Below are 22,104 nucleotides of genomic sequence, written 5' to 3'. Positions count from 1 at the left end.
TAAGCTCGGTGCCGTGGCGTTCGCGGTACAGGGCTCGCTATTCGAGCACAACGAGCGAAGACAACTCGGCGACGGCGCCTTCATCGATATCCGCGCGAACTGGCTCAGAGCCGGCGATGACCTGCTGGAGGCGTTGATATCGCGCGTTCCTTGGCGATCCGAGCGGCGCCAGATGTATGACCGGGTGGTGGAGGTGCCCCGGCTGGTCAGTTTTCATGACCTGATGATCGAAAAGCCGCCGCACCCCGAGCTCGCCCGGATGCGGCGGCGGCTCAACGACATCTACGGTGGCGAACTGGGCGAGCCCTTCACCACCGTCGGACTGTGTTGCTATCGAGACGGTTCCGACAGCGTCGCCTGGCACGGCGACACGATCGGCCGCAGCAGCACCGAGGACACCATGGTCGCGATCGTCAGCCTTGGCGCCACCCGCATCTTCGCGCTGCGCCCGCGCGGCGGCGGAGCGTCGTTGCGGCTTCCACTGGCGCATGGGGATCTGCTGGTGATGGGCGGATCATGTCAGCGCACCTGGGAGCATTCGGTACCCAAGACATCAACCCCGGCGGGCCCGCGGGTCAGCATCCAGTTTCGGCCGCGCGGCGTGTGCTAGCGGCGCCGGCGAAACCTCAACAACCTCAACGACGCACCGCTTGCACCGCTTTGACGAGTAGGTCGCGGGCGCGGTGGGTGTCTACCGGCGCCACGTTCTGGCCCGGGACGACGAGCGGATTGGCGATGACGTTGAGCTGATAGTCACCGAATTGCGCGGAGAAATCGTAAAGCTCGCCGGTGTGCGCCGATCCGTCCACCAGGGCCTGAAGCACGCGATGCACACCGAGTGTGTGCACCCCCTCGATGTGCGGGGCTTCGACCACCTCAATGCCGCCGCGTACCCCGGCACCGGAGAAAGCGATCTTGGCGCACTCCTTACCCGGGTCATTGGTCGGCAGGGTCTGCGAGGTCTCCACCGCGATGACGACGAATCGATTGCCATTGCCTTCGGCGGTGACAGCGGCCATATTGCCCTGCAAACCGGGTGGCAGCGGTGGCCCCACGGCCGCTGTCGCGCAGATGGCCGGATCGAAGGTCAGTCCGTCGGGCAATTTGCGGGCGGCAAAGAACTGCGGATCGATAGCCCGGGGCGGGATCTCGCTGACTTTGAAGTCCGGTCCGAAACTCGATTTGAGTTCCGTAACTCGGGAGATGTCGGCGGTCATCGAAGGCGCGGCTCCGTGCGAACACCCGACAAGCAAGCACACCAATCCGAGCGCCAGCGCCACCTTCGACATCGTGGCTACCCTACCCAACGCGAAAGGTCAGCTTCGTAACATTGCCACCGTTTTGACCAGCAGATCCGCGGCGAACTGCGGCGGCAGCGGCGGCAGCGGCGGCAGCACCGAACCCGGGTCGGTGGTCACTGCGGTGAACGCAATAGTAGTCGCCCAGATAGGCGGTGAACGTGTATGTCTGCGAGTCGATTTCGGTGCCGGCTTCCACCGGTGTCCGAACCCTGGCAACCATGCCCAGCGTTCGGGCGCCCTCGATGCGGGGAGCTTCGACCAGCTCGACGTTGGCCCGGGTGCTCCCGTCGGACATGGTCCATTGCGCACACTCAGCGACCACGCTGTCGTCCACGATCACCGGGCCCGACGGCACCGAGACCACCACCGCATTGACGATGCCGCCGGCGCCCGAACCGGACACCCCCTGGGCGAACTGGTCGCGCCCATCGCCCGGATCGGCAAGCGTCGCGCATCGCGCCGGCGTGGCGGTCGCACCGGCCCCCAGATGCCAGAGCGCGCGCGGTGGCGCGCCTTCGGGGACATCACTGCCCACTTCGTAGCCGGGCGGCAGTTCGCGGGCGACCCGCTTGATGTTGGCCGGGTTGATGACGGCGGAGCGCGCCGCCGGGGAGGATCGCACCGGCACGATCACCGGCGCCGGGGACCGCGCGCATGAGCCCACCAGCAGGATGGCCAGCAGACCGATCCAGAGCGGGCGCATGACCGTTCATATCACGCTGCGTGGGCCCCGTCAGGGGGTTCGCCGGTGCTTGAGTCCGCACCGGCCCCCGATCAGCTCACCGCCTCGATCACCTGGCGCGCGACGCGCCTGATCTGGCCGGCCATCTCGCGCCCGAAGCCCAGATCGCGCGGGCCGGGCACATCGATGACCGTGGTGATGACCCCAACGTCCTCGCGCTGCCAGACCGCGCCGTGGCGGTCCATGATGGTTCGCATCGGCAGGTTGTCGGCGAGCATCCGCGCGGAGAACCTGGCCACACCGTCGACGCGGGCGGCCACCGCTAGGGCGCCGATCAGAAAGCTGCCAATGCCCTTGCCCTGGTAGGCGTCGGCGACGGTGAAGGCGATCTCGGCAACGGCCGGATCGACGCTGTCGCGGATGAAGCGTGCGTCGGCCACCGGATCACTGCCGTCGACCATCACCCAGACGAAGTGGTCCACGTAGTCGACCTCGGATAGGTAGTGCATCATCGCCAAATCGGGCACCCGGGCCGACATGAATCGCCGGTAGATCGTCTCGCTGGAGAAATGAACGTGCCCGTGCACGGTGCGTTCACTGTCGCCGGGCAGGACTGGGCGCAACATCAGCTGCGTGCCATCGCGCAATGGCACCGGGATCGGGGTGATGAAGGCGGCCAATCGCTGGCGGACGGTGCGCACCAACCGATCCATGATGCCGGGTATGTGAACCATCAGGTCAAAGGCGTCGGTGCCGCCGATCCAGCCGGTCAGCGGCTCGACCGTGGTGACGGTCGCGGTGCGCGGGACGTTACGCAACAGCGCGATTTCGCCGACGATCATGCCTGGCAACGCCTGCTCGACGATCACCACGCCGTCGTCGCCAACGTGGATGACCTCGGCGCTGCCCGACGAGATGAGCAGGAATGAGACCGCCTGCTCACCCTGGCGCATCAGGATCTGCCCGGCCGCCGCCCGCAGCGGCGCAAGGCGGGCCGCCAAGGGCATGAGATCCTGCGCTGCGCATCCGGCAAAGATGTCCATGCCCGCGAGTTCTCCTACCCACGCGCCGGTCACTTCGGCCATCCCGTCCAATCCGCCACAGCGCCAAGCAGGGCTCGCCGTCCGCTCCGACCCAGGTTATGGCGTTGCGTGCCACCGCGGCAATACGCCACCGGCGCCCTTTGGCCCGGCACCGGCGAGTCGGGCCGGACTCGGCATCAGAATGGGCAGATGGACCAGACACCAGGGCACCGGCTATGAGTGCCACCCCAGATCCGCGCGAGGTGACCCGCGGCCTGCTCACCGAGCCCGGCGATCTACGGCACGGCTTCCTCGACGTGCTGGGTGAATCCACCAGTTCACCCGTTCCCACGGTTGCCCAACGGGCCATGAACAGTCGCTTCGTCGCGACCGTGTACGAGCGGTTGTGGCGTCCGGCGGCCTTCTACCTCGCCAGCGGCGTCACCACACGAGCCGAGCAACACCGGGCGGCGGCAGCGTTGCATCTGTCGACCGCCCACCGCCTACTCGACGTCGCCTGCGGCCCAGGAAATTTCACCGCCCCGTTGGTCAAGCAGCTGCCGGCCGGAAGCCTGGCGGTGGGGCTCGATATTTCCGAGCCGATGTTGACTCGGGCGGTGCTGGACAACAGCGGACCACAGACCTGTTACGTGCGCGGCGACGCCCGCATGTTGCCGTTCGACGACGAAACGTTTGACGCTGTTTGCTGTTTCGGCGCGCTGTACCTGATGCCCGAGCCGTTCCGGATCGCCCGCGAGATGGTCCGGGTGCTAGGCCCCGGCGGCCGCATCGCGATTCTCACCACCTACTCCGGGCAGCGGGCACCGATCCGCCATGCGCTCGATGCCGCGGCCGGCGCCATCGGGCTCACCATGTTCGACCAGGACAGCTTCGTCGACCTGTTCTCCTCAGCCGGTCTGGTCGACATCGACCAGCAGACCCAACGTGGGCTGCAGTTCGTGGTCGCCGCGAAACCGAAGTAGGCCCGACGCACGGTGGCGGACCAGGCCGGCCCGCACTACGAGGCGACCTGGCAAACACCGAGCAGCCGCGCCACCGGGGCGCCGGCCTCGTATTCCAGAATCCAGGGATCGCTGCCACCTGGCCGCTCGGAGGTGAGCTTGATCATCACGGGCTGCCCGGTGCGCCGGGACATCTGGGTGCAATCGACCTGGAACAAGCGGTAGTCGCCGCGGTGCTCGACGGCCAGCGAAAAACCCGGCTCCACGGATTCAACGGGCACCATCTGCAGGTAGTACTTCGTGCTCATGCCAGCGACCCTAGGACCGATGCGATCCTGAGCCGCCCGGCAAAACACCGTCTTAGCAAATGCTCAGCTGAATTTTGGATCATCATCAGACTTGGCGCCCGGGCCGTGTCGTGACTACGACGAGGGCGGCGACAGCACGTGGATGACGTCGCGCAGCGGCTCAGGGGAAGTCGCCAACGCGCCGGTGAACGGATGGCCGAGCTCCAGTAGCAAGAACAGGTTCACCGCCACCAGGACCCCCACGGTAGCGACCAAGGTGTAGTGAATGCGGGGCTGTTCGACGCCGAAGACGATCGAGCAGCCCAACACCAACCCACTGGTCAACAGGATGACCGACCACAACAGCCAGGACGGCCCCTCGTCGGTGCAAGCTTGAATCACCCGTTCCACCCGGGCCTGGTACATCTTTTCCAGGTTTCTGAAAGATGCGGCGAGAAAAATCTTTTGGGTGTCATCGCGCGGTTGCACCTGCTGGTAGGCGGCGTAGAGATCCTGCAGAGTGGAGTCCGCCTGCGGGTAGTCGGATCCGCTTGCGGCGATGGGCCATTCCGCCACGGCGGCGCGCTCGTACTGCAGTAGGGCGAGCCGGATCCGGTCGCGGTCGGCGGTGTCGAAAACGGTGAGGTCTCGCGCCAGCTGGATCGCCGCCGCCCCCTCGCTGCGGGCCTGAGAATCCTCGTTGTTGATCTGGCTCCAGAGCGCAGACACCATGAATCCCACAAAGAAGGCGTAGACGAATCCGATTACGCCGTAAGCGAATCGGGTGGCATCATTGTGTGCGTCCTGGGTTAGTTTCGGGAACCGGCGCCGCACGATCATCTGGATCAGCACCGCCCCGCCCGCCACCAGGATGACCAAGGCGACCAGCAGCAGCCATGCCGGGATGTTGATCACTACCCAACGACTCACCATCGCAGGCCTCCGAGAACGACACAGGGTGGACACGCAGGCAGGCATTTCGACTTCATGCGCGGATCACCAGTAGCGTTCATCATCATGCTCGACATCTTGGACATTCGGTGACAGTCGCCGCGTTTGTCCTCGGCATCGTCGCGACCGTACTGGCGGTGGCGTCGATTACCTGGCAGGCGATGTTGCTACGGGGCGCACGACCGAGGTTGACGCCGATAGTCGGCCTGCTGACACCCGACGGTTTGGTGACCAACGATGCCGGCTGCGACGTCCGCGAATCCCTGGCGTCCGCCGCGGAGAAACTGCACTCCGGCCCGTTTTTCATCGGCGTCAAGGTGGTCAACAGCGCGCGAACACCATGCCTGGTAACCGGCTGGGCGATACGCGCCGATCCTAGCGGCACATCATTGGTGCCGGTCGATCCACCGATCGGCGGTACCGAAGTGCCGCACGAGATTCCACCCGGCGCCAGCGCCATCTTCCTCACCGAGCTGCACCGCGCACACCGCTTCGCGGCGGCCACCGAACGTGTCGAGGATCAACCCCCGCGCATCGCGCTTACCGTGTCGGCCGGTGGACGTACCTATGCGACCCGGCCGGTCGCGCCCGCCTTGTTATCGCTCAGCGCGCAGACAACGCCTTGACCGCCCCGACCCGTTCCCGCGCCGGCCGCTCGAACAGCCTGGCGGTGACATAGCACACGCAGCGGGTTTCGCAAAAACTAGTTAAGTTTTTGGTTGATTCGATATTCTGAGCGCAGAAATTTACGGTCGTGACTAACAGACCGTACCTGGACGCCGACGGCCAGACTGGATCATACACCGCGCCCGCCTCGCGGCGGAAGGGATGGGCAGGGGGTCACGCCATCACGACCATCACAAATCCAGCTGCGCCGCCAGCGCCGCTGCTAGCAGCCTCACGATTCGAATCGCACCCAGCGGCCACGAGCTGAGGCATGAAGTGATTGACTTTGGCGCCCTGCCGCCGGAGATCAACTCCGCGCGGATCTACACCGGGCCCGGCCCCGGATCGCTGTCGGCGGCCGCGGCGAGCTGGGCGAGCCTGGCCGCCGAATTGCAGACCGCCGCGGGCTACTACCAATCGGTGGTCTCGGGACTCACCAGTGGCGGCTGGCTGGGACCGGCATCGCTCTCCATGGCATCTGCCTTCTGGCCGTATGTGACGTGGACGTCCATGGTGGCCACCCAGGCCGGCGAGGCCGCCAGCCAGGCCACGCTGGCCGTGGGAGCCTACGAGACCGCCCTGGCAATGACCGTGCCACCACCGGTGGTGGCCGCCAACCGGGTCCAGCTGGCAACACTGACCGCCACCAACTTCTTCGGTCAGAATTCGCCGGCAATCGCGGCCACCGAGGCCACATACAGCGAGATGTGGGCGCAAGACGCGTTGGCGATGTATGACTACGCGGCAAACTCGGCAAGCGCGTGCGCGCTGACGGTGCTGAACTCGCCACCGGAGGTCGTCAATCCGGCTGGGGCGGCCACCCAAACCACCGCGGTCACCCACGCAACCGCCGCCTCGGGAGCCCAGGCCGCCGCGGTCACGGGAACAGACCAGTTATCGCTGGCCGGACTGGTTTCCGCGGTTCCCACCATGCTCGGCGGGCTCGCATCACCCACCTCCGCGCTTACCGCGGCGACGTCGTCGCTACTCCCCGAACTCGGCACCACCCCGATCTACGCCCTGCCGAGCTATTTCATGGCGGCCGGCACCCCGCTGTATGCGATGTCGTCCATCCTGGGAATGGCACAGACCGCACAGGGCTTGGCGAACGGAGCTGCCGCGGCCGTGCAGGGGGCGGCGGCGGGGGCGGCCAGCTCGGGGGCGAGCGCGCTCGGATCGTTGGGATCGGGCGTGGTGGGCGGCCTGGGCAACGCCGCCTCACTGGGCCCGTTGTCGGTACCGGCCAACTGGACCAGCGTCATCCCAACGCTGAACGGGGGCGCGATTTCCGGGCTACCCAACGCCGGGCTCGACGCCGCCAACGCGGCGCCAACAGTCCTTGGTGCGGCGCCGCGGGGAGCGTTGGCCGGCGCGCCCAGATCACCCGGGCCCCGATACGGCGTGGTCCCCACGATCATGTCGCGGCCGCCCTCTGGCGGATACGCGTAAGCCCCGCCATGAGCAGCGAGCGGCTGACTTCCCGGATTCCGTCGGGGATGGTGCACGCGGTGACCGCAATCGCACGGTGCCGGTCGCCGCACCCCGTTCCGGAAGGAGCGGCGAGTGACACTCGATGCCACCGCGGGCGCGGTCGCAATAGCCGCACCCCTGCCGGGCGAGACAGGAAGCGCGAGAACATGAACCAGGGCATCCAGTCTGCGCCCGCGGTGCGAATGGCCGTCAGCGGCACCATCGTCGAGCGCCACGAGTTCGATGAGGTGCTGTCGATCATCGCGTCACGCCTGCAATCCACCTCCCAGGGGTGCCTCTCGGTGGGCTCGGTGAATCTCGACCACCTCTTCCATTTCCGCAAAATCGCGGCCGCGCCCCGCGGCCGGCTGGAATGGCTGCTGCTGGCCGACGGCATGCCGATCGCATGGCGGGGCAAGCTGCTCACGGGCGAGCCATGGCCCCGGATCACCGAGGCCGACCTACTCCCCAGCCTGTTGGAGTTGGCCGAGCGCTCGGGTCAGCGCGTCGGCTTTTTTGGCGGCAGCGCCGGGACCCATCGGCTGCTCACCGAGTCCTTGGCGACGCGACACCCGACACTGGCAATTTCGGGCATGTGGGCGCCGACCCCCGACGACATCGAATCATCGTCAGAACACCTGGCGGCCGCTATCCGCAACGCAAGCACCGACATCCTGATCGTCAGCTTGGGCAAACCTCGCCAGGAAAGGTGGGTCGACCAGCACGGCTGCGCGACCGGGGCCCGGGTTTTCCTGCCGTGCGGCGGTGCCATCGACTTCCTGGCCGGCGCCACCAACCGAGCCCCCGGTTGGATGCAGAAGGCCGGCCTGGAATGGCTGTACCGGTTGGCCAGCGAGCCCCGCCGGTTGGCCCGCCGTTATCTGTTGCAGGGCCCCATTGCCTTGCTCCGCGCGGCGCGCGCAGTTGATCTACTACCCCCACACCTACTGCGGGGGCCCGCCATCGAGTGATCATGTCGACATCCCAGCCTCCGTCCGCGACACCACCCAGCCCGAACCTGCGACTGCGTAAGGGAAAGCGGGCCAGCGTGACCTCGTTGCTGCACGGGCGAACCGGTGATTGTCCGGCAACTCCGGATCCCATGGGCTCGCCCAATCGCGACACGGTGCGGCGCTGGCGGCTGCAGTATTCACGCCGTCTGCGCATCACCGACTCGGCGATCGTCTTCGCGGCGGTCATGCTCGCGCAATACGTGCGCTTCGGCGATTCACCGAACAGATCGGGCTACCCGGGCCCGGTTATGACGCTGTTCTCGGTTCTGTTCGCGGCGCTGTGGCTGTCGTGTCTGGCGATCTTCAACACGAGATCACAGCACGTCATCGGGGTGGGAATCGACGAATACCGCCGAATCAGCAGCGCATCATTCTGGACATTCGGGGCCATCGCAATGGTCACCCTGCTCGCCAAGATCGACCTGGCCCGCGGCTATCTGGCGGTCGCCCTGCCGGTCGGCACCATCGCATTGCTGGCGAGTCGCAACGGGTGGCGCAAGTATGTCGGCCGCAAACGCGCTCGGGGCCAATGCCAGACGATCGCACTGGCTATCGTTGACCGGCAAGGGGTTTCGCGCCTCATCCAGGAACTGGTCCGCAATCCGCGCGACGGCTACTCCGTGGTCGGGGTCTGCATACCGGGCTACGGGTCCCCGCGCGGCGACGTGCTGCAGGTCGAAGGCCGCCAAGTCCCGATCCTGGGCGACGAATCGCACGCGATGGCGGCGATCGACGAGTGCGGCGCGGACACGGTGGTGGTGACCCAGACCGAGCAGTTCGGCGTGCACGCGATCAGGAACCTGATCTGGCGGCTGGAGACGCTGGATGTGGACCTGGTGGTGTCGCCGGGGGTGATGGACATCGCGCAGGCCCGACTGACCCTGCGCCCCGTGGCCGGCTTCCCACTGCTGCATGTCGAAAAGCCGCAGTATTCAGGGGCGCAACGGTTTCAGAAGCGGGCCTTCGACTTCTGCTTCGCACTGACAGCTCTGATCGCCGCATCGCCACTGCTCATCGCCGCCGCCGTCGCTATCAAGCTGACCAGCAAGGGGCCGGTCTGCTACCGCGCCGAACGCATAGGCATCAACGGCCAACCCTTCACCATGCTGAAACTTCGAACGATGGTGGTGGGTGCCGACAGCCAAATCGACCACCTGGTTTCCCGGAATGAGGGCGCCGGCGGCATTCTGTTCAAGATGCGCGACGATCCGCGGGTGACACCGATCGGCCGAATCCTTCGCAGATTCAGCGTCGATGAGATTCCGCAGTTCATCAACGTGGTCAAGCGGGACATGAGCGTGGTCGGGCCCCGGCCGCCGCTGAGTCGAGAAGTCGACAGCTACGACGGGGATGTCCGGCGGCGGCTGCTGGTGAAGCCGGGCGTTACCGGGATATGGCAAGTCAGCGGCCGGTCCCAACTTTCCTGGGAAGAATCGGTCCGGCTGGATCTTTACTATGTCGACAACTGGTCGATGGCAGGTGATCTCATGATCATCGCCAAAACCGTGAAGGCCGTTCTGGCCAGCCGCGGCGCCTACTAGGTGGCCCGCGAACCATGACCGAACCGACGGCGCCCAGCCCGGTTGTGCCATCGGTGCCGGTAGCACGGTTGGCGCAGGCGTTCTCGATCCAGCTCATCTGCCGGATACTCGGGATGCTGGCCTCGGTGGTCTCGGTGATGCTGACCGCGCGCTATCTCGGGCCCGGCCGTTACGGCCAGCTCACCATTGCGGTGGCGTTCATCGGAATGTGGGCGAGCCTGGTGGATCTCGGTATCGGCCGGGTCATCGTGCGCCGCGTCACCTCATCCCCCGACGATCTGGAACGCCTGGTCCGGATCTACAACGGCCTGTCCCTGGTCTATTGCATTCCGCTGACCCTGGTGGCGGCGGGATCTGGATTGCTGGTGTATCACGACCACGAGGTGCGAGCCATGCTCGTGGTGCTCTCGTGCCAGCTGCTCATCGTGACGATGCTGACGCGACTGGAACCGGTGTTCCTGGTCACCGTGCGGTTCACCGCCGTGGCCGTCTCCGACGTCGTCGGCCGGTTGGCGACGCTGGGCGTGATCAGCTTTCTGGTGGCCAGCCGAGCCGATGTCATCTGGTTCGCGGTACCGCAACTCATTCAGACGGCGCTGCAGTTGCTGATCCAGAGCCGCGCGGCGTCCCAGCGGGTCCGGCTGCGCCCCATCCTCGCGCTGCGCGAGGCCGCAGATCTCTTGCGGGAGAGCCTTTTTCCAATGGGCGTCACGGTCATCACCGTGCTGTACTGGCGCGTGGACGGGGTGATCCTGTCCCTGCTGAACACCCATTCCGAGGTCGGCGTTTACGGGTTGGCCTCCTCGATCGCACTCAACACCCTGGTCTTGTCGGTGTTCTTCCTCAAGTCCACGCTCTCCACCGCGACCGAACTGTATTCCCGCGACCTGGCGGCATTCGCCGGTTTCATCCGCCGCAGCGTCGAGCTGATGTATTTCCTTGCCGTGCCGATCGCCGTGGTCGGCGTGCTGGTGGCGCAACCCCTGATCCGGCTCCTGAGCAGCCAGGCGTTCGTCAGCCGCGGTACGCCCACGCTGGCCTTGCTGTTCATCGCGGTGGGGCTACGCTTCATCGCTACCACCCTCGGCGAGGGTCTGTTCGCCAGCCACAGTCAGCGGTTCTGGTTCTGGCTGTCGGTCGCCACCCTCACACTCAACATCGTCCTCAATCTCGCCCTGGATGGGCGCTTGGGCGCCGCGGGAGCCGGGATCGCGCTGGTGTGTACCGAGTTGTTCAACATGACGATCGCCAGTTGGTGGCTGCATCGTCAGTGCGGCTACCACACACCGGTGCTGTTCTTGCTGCGGTTATCGGTCCCGACGGCGGCCAGCGTCGCGGTGGTCCTACTCCTGGCCGGTCACCACGTCATCGTCGTGCTGGCCGCCGCCGCGGTCGCCTATCTGGCGATCAACGCGGCCATCGGCCCGCTCACCTGGTCGACTATGGCCTCGTTACGGCCCAATGCGCAGCCCGAGCAGCTCACGCCATGACCGACGAGATGGACCGCGCGTATCTGCGGCGCCCGGTCGGCGACCCGGCCCCGCTACCCGCCGAGCGCTCGCTGGCGGTCCTGATCGTGATCGAGAACGGCCACGACCCGGTGCAGAGCTGCCTGCACAGCGTCGCGGAGCAGCTGCCCGGGCTCCCGGTCTACGTGTACGACAACAATGCTCAGGGATATCCCGGCCGGCAAGAACTAGCCGCCGGCCACCCAGCGGTGCACTGGATCTCGGGTCCGGCCGACGTCGGCTTCGCCGCGGCCTGCAACGCGTTGGCGCGGCAGTCGCCCGGCGATAGCGATCTCCTGTTACTCAAGGCCGATGCCCGGCTGCGGGGGCCGTTGACCCGCACCAGACAGTTGCTGCGCCAACCGGGAGTGGCAGCGGTCTCGCCGCTGGTGCGCGACGAGGCGGCACCGGATCGGCCGCCATGGGACATCGCGACCCAGCGGTTGACACTGGTCCGGGGCGTGGTCGAAGCGACCGGACTGTCTAGCTCGCTGCGGGCCACCCCCATCTCGCCCCTCTACCCCCAACGGCCCCGCGAATCACAAAGCGTCAGCGGCTATTTGAAGGCGACCTGCCTGGCCATCAGCCGTGCCGCGTGGAACGCCGTCGGCGGCTTCGACGAGGAGTACTTCAGCCACGGCGCCCCGGCCGATTGGCAAGCGCGTGCCCGCGCGGCGGGCTGGCGGGTGCTGCTGGCCGACGAACTCGGCGCCCAGCAGGGCGGCGCGCCAACGACGCGCTACTGCTCGAGCATCAGTGCAGCCTGCATCACGCGAACGCGTACTTGGCCACCACCAAGGTGCTGCAGCGGCTGCGCCGGGCCCAGCGCCGCGCGATCCGCAATACGGATGCCGGCAAGCGCCGCCCGGCGATCGTGATCGCCACCAACCGATTGGTCTACGGCGGCGCCGAGCGGCAAAAGGCATTGCTGGCAGCGGAATTGGACCGCCGCGGCTACCCCGTCACCATCGTGTGCGTGCAGCGGTTCGGCCCGCTGATCAAGGAGATCCCGGACACCGTCCGCGTGGTGCGCCAACCCTGGTGGGCACCGATCGTCGACGTTGGGCCGGGTCCGGCCGTGCTGATCAGCGGTGACACCAACACCGAGACCGGCTTCGCCACGCTGTGGCGCGCGGCCGGCCGCCGGCGGCGCTGGCTGGTCGCGGCCCACATCCCGCCACTCGAGGATGGGCCCATCTATTCCCGGCCGCTGACCGCCGCGATGCGCCGTGCGGACGGTTTCATCGTGCTGGCACAACACCATTGGGACATGTTGACCCCCTACCATCGCCTTGGCGGACCACGGTTCGTCGCACCCAACGGCGTCGCGGTGACCGACCGCCCGGCCGGTCGCAGCAGGCCGGCCGGCGCACCGCCGCATCTGGTCATGCTTTCGCGCATCGTCGAGCACAAGAACCCGCATCTGCTGATCGAAGCGCTCAGCGGGATTACCGAACTACCTTGGACTCTTTCCATTTTCGGTGACGGACCGGACCGCGAGCGGTTGCAGGCCCGCACTCCCGAACGGCTGCGTGATCGCGTCCATTGGCGCGGCTGGTCACCCGGGCCCGGGCCGGCTCTTGCCGATGCCGACCTGCTCTGCGTACCGAGCCGCTCAGAGGCGTTCCCACTGGTAATTCTCGAAGCGATGGCACGGGCGGTACCGGTCGCGGCGTCCGCGATTTGCGCCGTCCCGGAGATGCTGGATTTCGGCGGGGCGGGCTTTGTCGTCGAGCCGGTGACGGTGTCGGCCTGGCAAGAGCGGCTGGCCCAGATCCTGGCTGACCCCGGCGGGCTGCCCGCCGTCGGACAACGCGGTTTCGCGCGCATGCGCAAGCACTACACGGTGGCCGCGATGACCGACGCCTACCTGGACGCCATCCACGCGGTGCTATGAACTCGGCTCGTCTGCTTTGGCTTTCACCGTGGATGCGGCCGCTGGCACGAATCCAGGCGGAGGCGCTGCGCAGCCGCGGGATCGACGTACTGCTGGTGACCACCGACCAACATCCCGAGTCGGACGCGGCCCGCGACTACGAGGTGGTGCTTGATCCGCGGTTGCGTGCGGCCGCCAGCTGGCCCGCGGGCGTCGCGGCCGGGCGCCGAGTGCGCGGGTACCGCCCGCACGTGGTGATCGCCGAGTTGGTTCGCGATCCGCGCTGGATCGCACTGGCCGGGCCGGCTCCTCGCATTCAGCTGGTGCACGACGACCGCCCGCACGACACGGCCGAACACCGGCGCGCCTACGAAAGGGCGATATTCGACCGCTGGGGCGCCCGTTCGGCGGCAACCATCACCTACAGCGACTATGTCGCCGGAGCGGTCGCCACGCGCCGTGATGTCGCCGGCACGCCGGTGCACGTGGTGCCCCTCACCAGTGACCTGGACCCCACACTGGTTCCGCCACTCGTGGGACCCGAGGACCGTCACGACTTCGTCATGATCGGCCGGCTGCACCCCTACAAGAACGCCGATGTGGTGCTCGAGGCTTGGCAACGCCATGTCGGCGGAAACGGCTGGCGCGGCGACGATCTGCTGCTCATCGGTGGACCATTCGATGCCCGCGCCCTGCCCGAGCACACCCGCTGGCTGCCCGGCGACTACCGCTACTGCGACGTTGTCGCGACCCTGGCCGCCGCGAAGGCCTCGGTTGCCCACTACCGTCGCGCGTCGCAAAGCGGCGTACAGGTGCTTTCAATGCAGCTGGGCGTCACACCCATCGTGTCGAACGCCGGCGGCCTGCCCGAATACCAGCCGCCCGGCTGCCCGCCAGTCGGCATCGACGATGTCCGCGGCCTCGCCGCCGCCTTCGACACGCTCGCCGAGCCGCTCACCGCGGCGCGCCACGGTGCCACCGCGGCGCGCTACTACCAGCAGCGCTTCGCCGTCGACCGGGCCGCGCAAGCGTTGCTGGCCGTCATCGAGGAAGTGGCCACCCGGCGGCCCTAGAGCGGGCCGCGATCTCATTTCTCGGCCACCACCGAAATGGTGCCCGAGAAAACACCCAGCTTGCAGAGCATGTTTGCACAAAGACGGCGCAGCCAGTGGGCGCGCAACCCGCACAACACCTTCTCCACGAATAGCACCATCCGCAGAAACAGGACTCCCACCCGCTCGGGTTCGGCGAGCTTCCTTGCCCCCACAGCGACGAGCAGAAGCCGGAACCTTCGAGGCACAAATCCGTAGCGCACCGCGCTGAAGCCGGCCCGCTTCGTGACCTCAACGATTTCGCGGCAGTCATATTCTTTGAGGTGCATTCCCTCCGGCTCAGCGCGTTTGAACACGCGCGAGACGTCGTGCGGCCCGGTGTATTTACTGGGCGTGTTGAATATGTAGCGCCCACCCGTCTTCAATATGCGATGGACGCTGCGCAGGTGGGTCTGCAGGTCATCGGGATGTAGGTGCTCGATCACCTGATCCGAGACCACCACATCGTAGGTCTGCGCGGGCTCGAACCGATCCAGATGGACTCCGTCGGATACTCCCCAGGACAGGTTCTCGTGCGAGTCCGAGAGCAGCGCGGGTCCACGTTCGCGGGTGATCTCCGTGGCCTTGCAGTCATAGCCGTTGAGGGCCAGGAACGAGATGAGACCGGCTTTGCCCGAACCGATTTCGTATATCGACTGCGGCGGTGGCCCGATGAGTTCCAGCCATCTTCCGAATCGCTCTTGTGCAGATGCTGATGACGCGGTGTGGGAGAACTCGTTGAGCCACGTCAACTCGGTGTATAGACGCGTGTAGCACCGGTCGAACGTTTCCCATCGGGTTTCGGGATCCGATTGCAGCAGCTCGCGCGTGAGCCGCTTCTCCAAGTTCCAATGCTCCAGGATCATGAGTTCGGTGATATCCGCCTCGGCCGCAATGCCGTACGTTTGCTTGTAGCGCGCGATTAACTTGTCGCCCCGCGGTTCCACAAAAGCTATTCCCTTGCTATCCGGGCTATCTGAGCTATCTGGGCTATCCGGGCTATCCGGGCTATCTGCGCCGCAGGGGGCCGAGCCGGCTACGGAACAGGATCACCCCGGCGCCGACGACGGCCGCAACAAGCCAGGCGCCACCAAACCACCAAATCCATCCCGAGCCGGAACGCTGCTCGGATGTCGCGTCGTCCACCGAACCCGCGTTCGGACGTTCCACCACAACCGGGTCTTGCCCGGGCATGGCCACCAGCGCCACGCCCCTGATCCCGGGCCAGCGGGCGCTGTCGCCATCGAGCCACCCGAGAAGCCCGTCGAGCTGTTCGGGGGCGCCATTAGACGTCGCCACCAGCAGCGACCGGCCGTGCTGGAAAACCGTTTGCAGAGAAGCAAATCGCAGTGCGGGGTCCAGGGTCAAGGTGGCCGGTTTGCCGTCCGACTTGACCGCGTTGATGGTGATCGGCCCGCCGGGTCCGGCCGAGACCGGAAGCACGATATCGGCGTGGTTCCATCCGTCGGCCGCAATCAATATCGCCGACTTCGACGAATCGATCGCTTGCTGCACGCTGGTCACGGTGGTCTGCAGCGGCACCGAACTGGTTCGCTGCAGACCAACCACAATCCTGACGGCGCGAGCGGTGTCGTCAAAGGAGTGCTCTTCGATGCCCACCTGGATCTGCGGCATCAGCGCTTGGGGCACCGATCGCAGTCCGTCGGGCACCGGCGGCGCCGCCGGGCTGCTCTGCACGGCGGTGTCGCCGTCGATGGTCAGGGTAAGTACGTGATCTCCCGCCCCGGCGGTGTAGAAATCTCCGCAGCGCCCAACGTTGCCCGACACATCCAGCATCAGGTCAACGCCGGTCCACCGTTGCAGGAGCCGATCCGGAACGTCCACCCAGCGGTCGATGACACCACTGCTTTCGGTTGGCCAGCGGTCGATGGTCTCCGCGCCGATCGTTGCGACGATCTGACCGGCCATACTCGGCGGTATCGGCGAGTATGAGCCTTGTAGATGCACCCGCATCGAGTGCACCGATCTCGCGAACCGAGTCTGGTCCAGCCCGATGGTCACCCGCGGCTGCAGTCCAACGGAGTTCAGGCCGGGCTGCCCGAGTTCGCGCAGCGTGGTGGTGTCACCGGGCAGGTGCAGGCTGGGCTTGAACGATCCCACCACGGCCTTGGAAGCCAGAGCCAGCTGGGACAGGCTGCTGAACAGCAACGTTATCGATGATTCCGCGGCCGAACCCAGCGGCCCGGAGATCGGCAGCCAGGGCACACCGGTGGCCCCCCCGAAGGGAAAGCCCCTCGTCCTGCCCCTCTTTGATGACGACTTGGCGTTCCAGCGGTCGCGGCGGCGCCGGCGGGGCGAGCTCCCCCTCGGGCAACCGGACCACCGCGATTTCCGGGGCTTGTTTGCCGTAGTGGGCCGCCGCGGCGGCGACCAACTGGACCACCGCGTCGGACTCGGCCACCGACGGCGATGGCGGCACGAAGATGCTCAGCCGCCGCAGCACCGGCGGCAGGAAATGGGCCACCGTGACGGGCGGCCGCTCCACGCCGACGAAGCTTACCGAGCCGTTGAACAGGCTAAACGGGCTCCACGGGTAGACGCACAAGTCCTCCAATGGCACCAGGTAGGCCCGCAAGATCACGGTCACCGCGTCATCGACCACCGTTGCGTCGGCCAGCGAAATGACAATGGGCGATTGGTCCGCCGCGGGCAGGTTCACCCTCGCGATTTCGCGGTCGTTTTGGGTGACCGTGATCAAGCCGGAGCGCAGATTGACCGGCAGTACGGCGGTCGCGTTCAACGCAGTCGGTTTGAGCCCGTGCGGAGCGGGAATGGTCAGCTGCTGGGTGCCCTGCAGACCATAGAACGACAAGACGGAGTTGTATCCGAGACTGCTCAACGTCATGGTCGGCGCGTCCACGAGCGTGGTATCGGTCTCCTCGGGCGCACCCCAGGACGCCGGCGCGCTCAAGGCCAGGAATCCGACCACGCTGGCCAGCGCCAGAGCCATGCGAGCTATGCGCACAGAATTGCGGTACATCAATATGCCTCAATACGTTCCAGGAAATCCGGCCTGATCAACTTCCGCAGACACCAAAGATGTTCTGCCTCAAGGAAAATCGACGTCGCACAGCAAGCCGAAATGGTAATAGAGCACCCCTCACAGGTGCACACTACTACAGATCGGCGCCGAACCTGTGGGTAACGTTCGACCTGGTCACGCGGCCGGCGAGGCACTCACGCGGTGTCGCTGACCCGCCTGAGCCAACCAACAAGCCGCGCCGCTGTTTGGTTGGCGCCACCGCGGATGGTTAAGGTGACGGCGTGGCCAAGCGCAGCGATCAACGGCCAACGCCGCGCGGCCACCGCCGTCGCTGCCAATACCGTCGCGACAAGCCCCAATTCACGAGGGCGCAGCAAACATACAGACATTCGGCGGTGCTCGAGTGACCGGCGGGTTGCGAGACATCCTGTCCCCGTCGCGGCTCACCCACATCGTTGATGTCGGGGCCAGCCGAAGCTGCGGCGACTGGCCGTACACGGCCATGCTCAACGCAGGCCTGTGCCACCTCACCGGCTTCGAGCCGGGGCCCGAAGCGTTGCTCGAGTTGCAGCGCACGCGCGGCCCCAACGAGTCCTACCTGCCCTACACCCTCGGCGACGGCACGCCACAGACTTTGCAGGTCTGCCCGCCACCGGGGGGAATGACCAGCCTGCTCGAACCCGACCCGACAACGCAGGGGTTGTTCACGCTCTTCGATCCGTTCGGCAAGGTGATCGAGCGCCTCCCGATCCAGACTCATCGCCTCGACGACATCGGTGAAATCGAACATCTTGATCTCTTGAAAATCGATATCCAAGGCGGCAAACTGGCTGTTTTTCAGAACGGCCGGGAAAAACTGGCCGAAGCGGTGGCAGTTCAGACCGAGGTCTCATTCATCACCTTGTATCGGGATCAGCCGCGCTTCGGGGATGTCGACCTGGAACTACGCAGTCAGGGGTTTGTCCCGCACTGCATCCCCAACGCGGTGAAGAGATGGGTGATCGGCAGGTGATCGGCGACTTTGTCGTCGGCGGGAGTCCAAGCCGCCCACTGAACCAGATCCTGGAAACCGACATCGTCTACGTCCGGGACTTCTTTGACCCCGACGCGATGACCGCCGAACAGCTCAAGCACCTGGCAATGATTTCGCATCATTGCTCTGGCTCGTTCGACCTGTCCTTCCGGTGCGTGCAGCTGCTGCAGGCCAGGGGCGCGGTGGGCCCCGCAAGCGCGCAACGCTACCCGGATATTTACCGGCGCGCGGTTCGCCACAAATCAGCGCTCTGGCGCGCGCAAAACGCCGCTAGCCGGCTAAAGCATCGACTGCGGGCGAGCGCCGCGAAGTGGACCCGTTCACCCGGTCGGGGTCGTTAAACTCTGGCCGAACCCGGCGGCGCGGTGCACGGCGTTGGCGGACTTGACCGGCTCCGCCTTGCGGATCACGTAGGTGAGGTTATTGTGCCGCCAGGCCAGAACACCAAAGGAGAAGGCCCACAGCGCTTTTGCGTATGCCCGAACGATCCGGACCCGTAAGCCTTTGCCCCGGACGTAATAGGTGTGCCCGCGCTCTTCGACAATCGTGCACTCGTTGTTGTCGCAGAACGCCCGTATGCCGTGCCGGGAGATGACCGGCGCATGGTAGGTGCGAAACGGCGGATGGCCGGGCTTCCCGGCGTCGGGGTAACCCACGAAGTAGCGGTAGTAGGCCAGATGAGCCGAAAACGGTGTGTGCCGCGTGGTCCAGCCGTAGACCGCGTCGCGGTCCGGGATACGCAGCAGCAGCAGCCCGCCAGGTTTGAGCCCGTCGAGCATCAACGCGAGCGCGGCCTCGGCGTCGTGGATGTGCTCGAGCACGAACGAGCTGTAGATGACGTCGTAGCGCCCGGGCGGGATCGTTCCCTTGACGGTCAAATCACCCAGAATCGCCTCGTCGAGGTCTCCGACCTTCTCAACACGCCTTTGCAGCGCATCAGCATTGAGGTCGATACCGGTCAACCGATAATCGATGCCATCCAGATTGATTGGCCATTCGAGCCCACATCCGGCTTCGAGTATCTCCAGCGGACCGCCGAGACTTTTGATGACCGAGGAACACAGCGCCACTTCGTCGCTCCAGCTGTCGACGGTCTTCAAGTCCGTTCGACTGCTCATCTAGTCCCCTTAACGCTGGCCCGGTGCGACGGTAAACGCACAATTTCAGTATGTCGGCTCCGCCCGGTTGGGGCCCCGCCGGTGCCGCGGCCGCCGTTACCTATCCGTCGTGGTCGGTTTTGATGGCGACCAGCGATTTGATCAGCCGGCGAATCGTTCGTACCAAATCAACGATGACGGGAAGTATCGGCGCATCTGTGCAATACCGATCAAGTCGATCTCATCGACCTGCTCTTGTGCCTCTTCGCGAGTATGCGTCCGAATGTAACCGCGATTCCAGCGCATCGATATCTGCACCCGCGCCTCGTAAGGCAACCACTGGATGCCCGGGAACAACCAGTGCGGCTCGATCGGAAAATAGCGGTAGGGGGTTTGCACCCAGTGCCGGTCGGCCAGCCGGTGCACATTGTCGGCCAAGCGTTGCCGCCGCACATGGCCGCCGACATGTTCCAGTAGCGAATTGGAGAACACCATGTCGAAGTGGTCGTTCGCGATCGTGCTGGGCAGCTCACATGCGTCGCCTTGGATCGCGGTGATGCCCGTGATCTGCGATTCGATGGGCAGCAGGTTGACCGTGGTGACCGCGGTGGGCCGCACTGGGGCCAACCGCCACGACTCCGGTGTTCCGCCCAGATCGAGCACTCGCATTTCGGCGAACGACGGAAAAACCTCGATGAGGTGCCGCCATCGTCTCGCGCGGGCGCGCCCCGAAAGGGATAGCCGCGAATTGATGTCCGTGGCGGTGTCGCGCAACCAGTTCGACATTTATCCCTAGTCTTTGACGTCGGCCCGATGACATCGGAATCTCCGGTGTGGCGTTTCGAGCCGGATCCTGCCAGCGACCGCCGCATAACGAAACTAATGGCTGCCGGTGAGCACCGCAAGAAAACGCCCCGCTGCGGAAAACGCGGCGTTCGGCGAGAATGCACCAGGTGAAGACGGAGTTGGTGGTTGCCGTCGCACAGCCACCAGGGCTCCGGCGTTGTTGATTAGCAGGCTTGTGAGCTGGGGAATTGTGGATTGAGGAGGTCTAAACGCCGGAGCCCTGGCACAGCCACGAACCGTGATGGGCGCGGTGGCCGCGAATGTCGATGCCCACGCGGCCCTGATCCAACGGGCCAACGCACGCCTGGTGGTGTTTCCGGAGCTTTCGCTCACGGGCTACCAGCTAGAGGTGGCACCGGTCGATGTCGCCGGCCCAGTCGTTGATCGGTTGGTATTGGCATGTGCGGCAACGGGTTGCAGTGCCTTGGTCGGCGCACCCGTCGAAGACCGCGGGCGGCGCTACATCGCGATGGTGCTGGTCGACTCCTCGGGCGCTGAGGTAGTCTACCGCAAGACGCACCTGGGCGCCGCCGAAAAGGCGCGGTTCCGGCCAGGTCCCGCCCCCCAACGATCGACCTTGACGGGTGGCGCATTGGGTTGGGGATATGTCGTGACACTGGTGTGCCCGAGCACGTGCGGGGCACCGCGCGGCTCGGGGTGGACCTGTATGCCTGCGGTGTCGTTCATCATGACGGGGAACTCGGCGAGCAACGGCACCGTGCTCGCGCCATTGCCGCGACGTGTACCGCGCCGGTTGCCATGGCAAGCTTCGCCGGGCCCACCGGAGGTGGCTACCTACACACAGCGGGCCATTCGGCTATCTGGTCGGCGACGTCGACGCTGGTAGCCGAGGCCGGCGCCGGACGGGACCAGATCGCACACGCCACGATCGGCCGGACCCCGCCGGGTCGGGCCGGCGACGATCACACCCCGAAGACGGCATAGATGCTGACGGTGGTGAACCTGTCGAAGCGCCGCCAGTGCCGGCGCGCCCTCTCCAATGCGGGCAGCAACCGCTTGGCGCCCCGGTTGTAGCCGATGTCGAGCTGTCGCAGTCCGCTGTTGTCGAACGCCGCCCGGAACTGATCGGGGGTGTTGCCGTTGAGGCCGATGTCCAACAGCGAGCCCACCGGATGGCCGTATTTGCGTGCTGCGGCCGCAAACACCAGCCGTTTCGGCAGGATCGCGTGCGCCCAGGGCACCTTCAAACCGGTGCGCCCATGGTCGCCGAAGGGGCTGTAATACAGCGGGCTGAATCCCGCGTAGATGCGCCCGCCGGGCCGGGTCAACCGTTCGCCGAGGGCCAAAAGCAACGACGCCACGTCGGCAACATGCTCGAAGGTGTCCTTGGAAACGATCACGTCGAACGGTTCGTCCACCGGAAGCGACCGCACATCGACCGCCCGAAACCTCACCCGATCGGCCAGCTCGGGAAATCGCTGCGCCAGGTTGCGATTGGCGAACGCGACGCGCCCTTCATCCAGATCCACGCCGAGCACGCTGGCGCCGGCTTGGGCGATGTCGATCGACAACGCGCCATGGCCGCAGCCGACGTCGAGGACCCGCTTGCCCGCCCAGTCGGGGACAACCCCGAACCGACGCCAATACTCGTTGTTGGACTCCGCCTGCTCATCGAAGTACTGCCGGGCGTACTCTTCGCTCTCGGTCAACGCCACCCGACCCATCCGTGTGTCGGCATGGCATCGCCGCCGGCCACCGTGCCTGTCGTCATCGTCGTACCTTATGAGAACACC

At 66.0% G+C, this 22,104-nt stretch carries 18 protein-coding genes and 4 pseudogenes; 12 read left to right on the top strand and 10 right to left on the bottom strand.

Going from position 1 to position 22,104, the window contains the following annotated elements; all coding sequences use genetic code 11:
- Positions 1-13 precede the first annotated feature (13 nt).
- On the top strand, positions 14-610 hold the full coding sequence (locus MMSP_RS07695) for an alpha-ketoglutarate-dependent dioxygenase AlkB (protein WP_179953042.1): 597 nt from the start codon (positions 14-16) through the stop codon (positions 608-610).
- Positions 611-635: 25 nt separating this feature from the next.
- Here the strand turns inward: MMSP_RS07695 and MMSP_RS07690 are convergent, their stop codons facing one another.
- The 3 genes and pseudogenes from MMSP_RS07690 to MMSP_RS07680 form a co-directional block, all read right to left on the bottom strand.
- Entirely contained in the window at positions 636-1,289 is a 654-nt protein-coding gene (locus tag MMSP_RS07690) for a DUF5642 family protein (protein ID WP_015356990.1), read from the bottom strand.
- Positions 1,290-1,316: 27 nt separating this feature from the next.
- Positions 1,317-2,004: pseudogene (locus tag MMSP_RS07685) on the bottom strand (DUF5642 family protein).
- A 71-nt stretch (positions 2,005-2,075) separates the two neighbouring features.
- On the bottom strand, positions 2,076-3,077 hold the full coding sequence (locus MMSP_RS07680; RefSeq protein WP_085981874.1) for a GNAT family N-acetyltransferase: 1,002 nt from the start codon (positions 3,075-3,077) through the stop codon (positions 2,076-2,078).
- Positions 3,078-3,241: 164 nt separating this feature from the next.
- On the opposite strand from MMSP_RS07680, the gene MMSP_RS07675 reads away from it, so the two are divergent.
- On the top strand, positions 3,242-3,988 hold the full coding sequence (locus MMSP_RS07675) for a class I SAM-dependent methyltransferase (RefSeq protein ID WP_011742198.1): 747 nt from the start codon (positions 3,242-3,244) through the stop codon (positions 3,986-3,988).
- 35 nt (positions 3,989-4,023) lie between these two features.
- Here MMSP_RS07675 and MMSP_RS07670 read toward each other — a convergent pair whose 3' ends face one another.
- Together MMSP_RS07670 and MMSP_RS07665 are read right to left on the bottom strand one after the other, a co-directional pair.
- Positions 4,024-4,275, bottom strand: a complete 252-nt coding sequence (locus MMSP_RS07670; RefSeq protein ID WP_012396050.1) for a hypothetical protein — start codon at positions 4,273-4,275, stop codon at positions 4,024-4,026.
- Positions 4,276-4,389: 114 nt separating this feature from the next.
- Positions 4,390-5,169 carry a DUF4239 domain-containing protein gene (locus MMSP_RS07665; protein WP_020786150.1) on the bottom strand — a complete coding sequence of 260 codons (780 nt, stop codon included), beginning with the start codon at positions 5,167-5,169 and terminating at the stop codon, positions 4,390-4,392.
- 125 nt (positions 5,170-5,294) lie between these two features.
- Here MMSP_RS07665 and MMSP_RS07660 point away from each other — a divergent pair, with 125 nt between their 5' ends.
- The 7 genes and pseudogenes from MMSP_RS07660 (at position 5,295) to MMSP_RS07630 (ending at position 14,352) form a co-directional block, all read left to right on the top strand.
- Entirely contained in the window at positions 5,295-5,831 is a 537-nt protein-coding gene (locus MMSP_RS07660; RefSeq protein ID WP_015356994.1) for a hypothetical protein, read from the top strand.
- Between the two features lie 316 nt (positions 5,832-6,147).
- Positions 6,148-7,320, top strand: a complete 1,173-nt coding sequence (locus tag MMSP_RS07655; RefSeq protein WP_020786149.1) for a PPE family protein — start codon at positions 6,148-6,150, stop codon at positions 7,318-7,320.
- A 188-nt stretch (positions 7,321-7,508) separates the two neighbouring features.
- On the top strand, positions 7,509-8,312 hold the full coding sequence (locus MMSP_RS07650; protein WP_020786148.1) for a WecB/TagA/CpsF family glycosyltransferase: 804 nt from the start codon (positions 7,509-7,511) through the stop codon (positions 8,310-8,312).
- 131 nt (positions 8,313-8,443) lie between these two features.
- Complete coding sequence (locus tag MMSP_RS07645) at positions 8,444-9,895, top strand: sugar transferase (RefSeq protein ID WP_223161176.1); 1,452 nt, start codon at positions 8,444-8,446, stop codon at positions 9,893-9,895.
- A gap of 14 nt (positions 9,896-9,909) precedes the next feature.
- Complete coding sequence (locus MMSP_RS07640; protein ID WP_020786146.1) at positions 9,910-11,385, top strand: oligosaccharide flippase family protein; 1,476 nt, start codon at positions 9,910-9,912, stop codon at positions 11,383-11,385.
- A pseudogene (locus MMSP_RS07635) lies at positions 11,382-13,300 on the top strand (glycosyltransferase). The gene MMSP_RS07640 and the pseudogene MMSP_RS07635 overlap by 4 nt, the downstream one beginning before the upstream one ends.
- On the top strand, positions 13,297-14,352 hold the full coding sequence (locus MMSP_RS07630) for a glycosyltransferase family 4 protein (protein ID WP_036426303.1): 1,056 nt from the start codon (positions 13,297-13,299) through the stop codon (positions 14,350-14,352). Before MMSP_RS07635 ends, MMSP_RS07630 begins: the two are co-directional and overlap by 4 nt.
- A gap of 14 nt (positions 14,353-14,366) precedes the next feature.
- Here MMSP_RS07630 and MMSP_RS07625 read toward each other — a convergent pair whose 3' ends face one another.
- Positions 14,367-15,317, bottom strand: a complete 951-nt coding sequence (locus MMSP_RS07625) for a bifunctional 2-polyprenyl-6-hydroxyphenol methylase/3-demethylubiquinol 3-O-methyltransferase UbiG (protein ID WP_020786142.1) — start codon at positions 15,315-15,317, stop codon at positions 14,367-14,369.
- 61 nt (positions 15,318-15,378) lie between these two features.
- Positions 15,379-17,341, bottom strand: a pseudogene (locus tag MMSP_RS07620) (hypothetical protein).
- Positions 17,342-17,777: 436 nt separating this feature from the next.
- Between MMSP_RS07620 and MMSP_RS28190 the strand changes: the two are divergent.
- Both MMSP_RS28190 and MMSP_RS28185 read left to right on the top strand, forming a co-directional pair.
- Positions 17,778-18,386: an FkbM family methyltransferase gene (locus tag MMSP_RS28190; protein ID WP_020786138.1), complete on the top strand. Its 609-nt coding sequence runs from the start codon at positions 17,778-17,780 to the stop codon at positions 18,384-18,386.
- Entirely contained in the window at positions 18,368-18,748 is a 381-nt protein-coding gene (locus tag MMSP_RS28185) for a hypothetical protein (RefSeq protein ID WP_020786137.1), read from the top strand. The genes MMSP_RS28190 and MMSP_RS28185 overlap by 19 nt, the downstream gene beginning before the upstream one ends.
- Here the strand turns inward: MMSP_RS28185 and MMSP_RS07610 are convergent.
- Both MMSP_RS07610 and MMSP_RS07605 read right to left on the bottom strand, forming a co-directional pair.
- Positions 18,728-19,525: a bifunctional 2-polyprenyl-6-hydroxyphenol methylase/3-demethylubiquinol 3-O-methyltransferase UbiG gene (locus MMSP_RS07610; protein WP_036426301.1), complete on the bottom strand. Its 798-nt coding sequence runs from the start codon at positions 19,523-19,525 to the stop codon at positions 18,728-18,730. The genes MMSP_RS28185 and MMSP_RS07610 overlap by 21 nt on opposite strands.
- Before the next feature lie 141 nt (positions 19,526-19,666).
- Positions 19,667-20,290, bottom strand: coding sequence for a class I SAM-dependent methyltransferase (locus MMSP_RS07605; RefSeq protein ID WP_020786135.1), 624 nt, complete (start codon positions 20,288-20,290; stop codon positions 19,667-19,669).
- Between the two features lie 301 nt (positions 20,291-20,591).
- Between MMSP_RS07605 and MMSP_RS29770 the strand changes: the two are divergent.
- Positions 20,592-21,295, top strand: a pseudogene (locus tag MMSP_RS29770) (carbon-nitrogen hydrolase family protein).
- On the opposite strand, the gene MMSP_RS07595 reads toward MMSP_RS29770, so the two are convergent.
- The gene (locus MMSP_RS07595; protein ID WP_235065693.1) at positions 21,274-22,035 is read right to left on the bottom strand and encodes a bifunctional 2-polyprenyl-6-hydroxyphenol methylase/3-demethylubiquinol 3-O-methyltransferase UbiG; all 762 of its coding nucleotides are present in this window, start codon (positions 22,033-22,035) and stop codon (positions 21,274-21,276) included. The pseudogene MMSP_RS29770 and the gene MMSP_RS07595 sit on opposite strands and share 22 nt — an antisense overlap.
- Between the last annotated feature and the right edge of the window lie 69 nt (positions 22,036-22,104).

The sequence above is a fragment of the Mycobacterium sp. 012931 genome, assembly GCF_000419295.1.
GTDB lineage: Bacteria > Actinomycetota > Actinomycetes > Mycobacteriales > Mycobacteriaceae > Mycobacterium > Mycobacterium marinum.
The sequence above is the reverse complement of the archived record's forward strand: the minus strand, read 5'-3'. Positions and strand labels throughout refer to the sequence as shown.

Excerpts from the sequence above, each read along its gene's own strand:
- MMSP_RS07690 (WP_015356990.1), bottom strand. The coding sequence starts at position 1,289 with ATGTCGAAGGTGGCGCTGGCGCTCGGATTGGTGTGCTTGCTTGTCGGG.
- MMSP_RS07675 (WP_011742198.1), top strand. The coding sequence starts at position 3,242 with ATGAGTGCCACCCCAGATCCGCGCGAGGTGACCCGCGGCCTGCTCACC.
- MMSP_RS07670 (WP_012396050.1), bottom strand. The coding sequence starts at position 4,275 with ATGAGCACGAAGTACTACCTGCAGATGGTGCCCGTTGAATCCGTGGAG.
- MMSP_RS07650 (WP_020786148.1), top strand. The coding sequence starts at position 7,509 with ATGAACCAGGGCATCCAGTCTGCGCCCGCGGTGCGAATGGCCGTCAGC.
- MMSP_RS07645 (WP_223161176.1), top strand. The coding sequence starts at position 8,444 with ATGGGCTCGCCCAATCGCGACACGGTGCGGCGCTGGCGGCTGCAGTAT.
- MMSP_RS07640 (WP_020786146.1), top strand. The coding sequence starts at position 9,910 with ATGACCGAACCGACGGCGCCCAGCCCGGTTGTGCCATCGGTGCCGGTA.
- MMSP_RS07630 (WP_036426303.1), top strand. The coding sequence starts at position 13,297 with ATGAACTCGGCTCGTCTGCTTTGGCTTTCACCGTGGATGCGGCCGCTG.
- MMSP_RS28185 (WP_020786137.1), top strand. The coding sequence starts at position 18,368 with ATGGGTGATCGGCAGGTGATCGGCGACTTTGTCGTCGGCGGGAGTCCA.
- MMSP_RS07610 (WP_036426301.1), bottom strand. The coding sequence starts at position 19,525 with ATGAGCAGTCGAACGGACTTGAAGACCGTCGACAGCTGGAGCGACGAA.
- MMSP_RS07605 (WP_020786135.1), bottom strand. The coding sequence starts at position 20,290 with ATGTCGAACTGGTTGCGCGACACCGCCACGGACATCAATTCGCGGCTA.
- MMSP_RS07595 (WP_235065693.1), bottom strand. The coding sequence starts at position 22,035 with ATGGGTCGGGTGGCGTTGACCGAGAGCGAAGAGTACGCCCGGCAGTAC.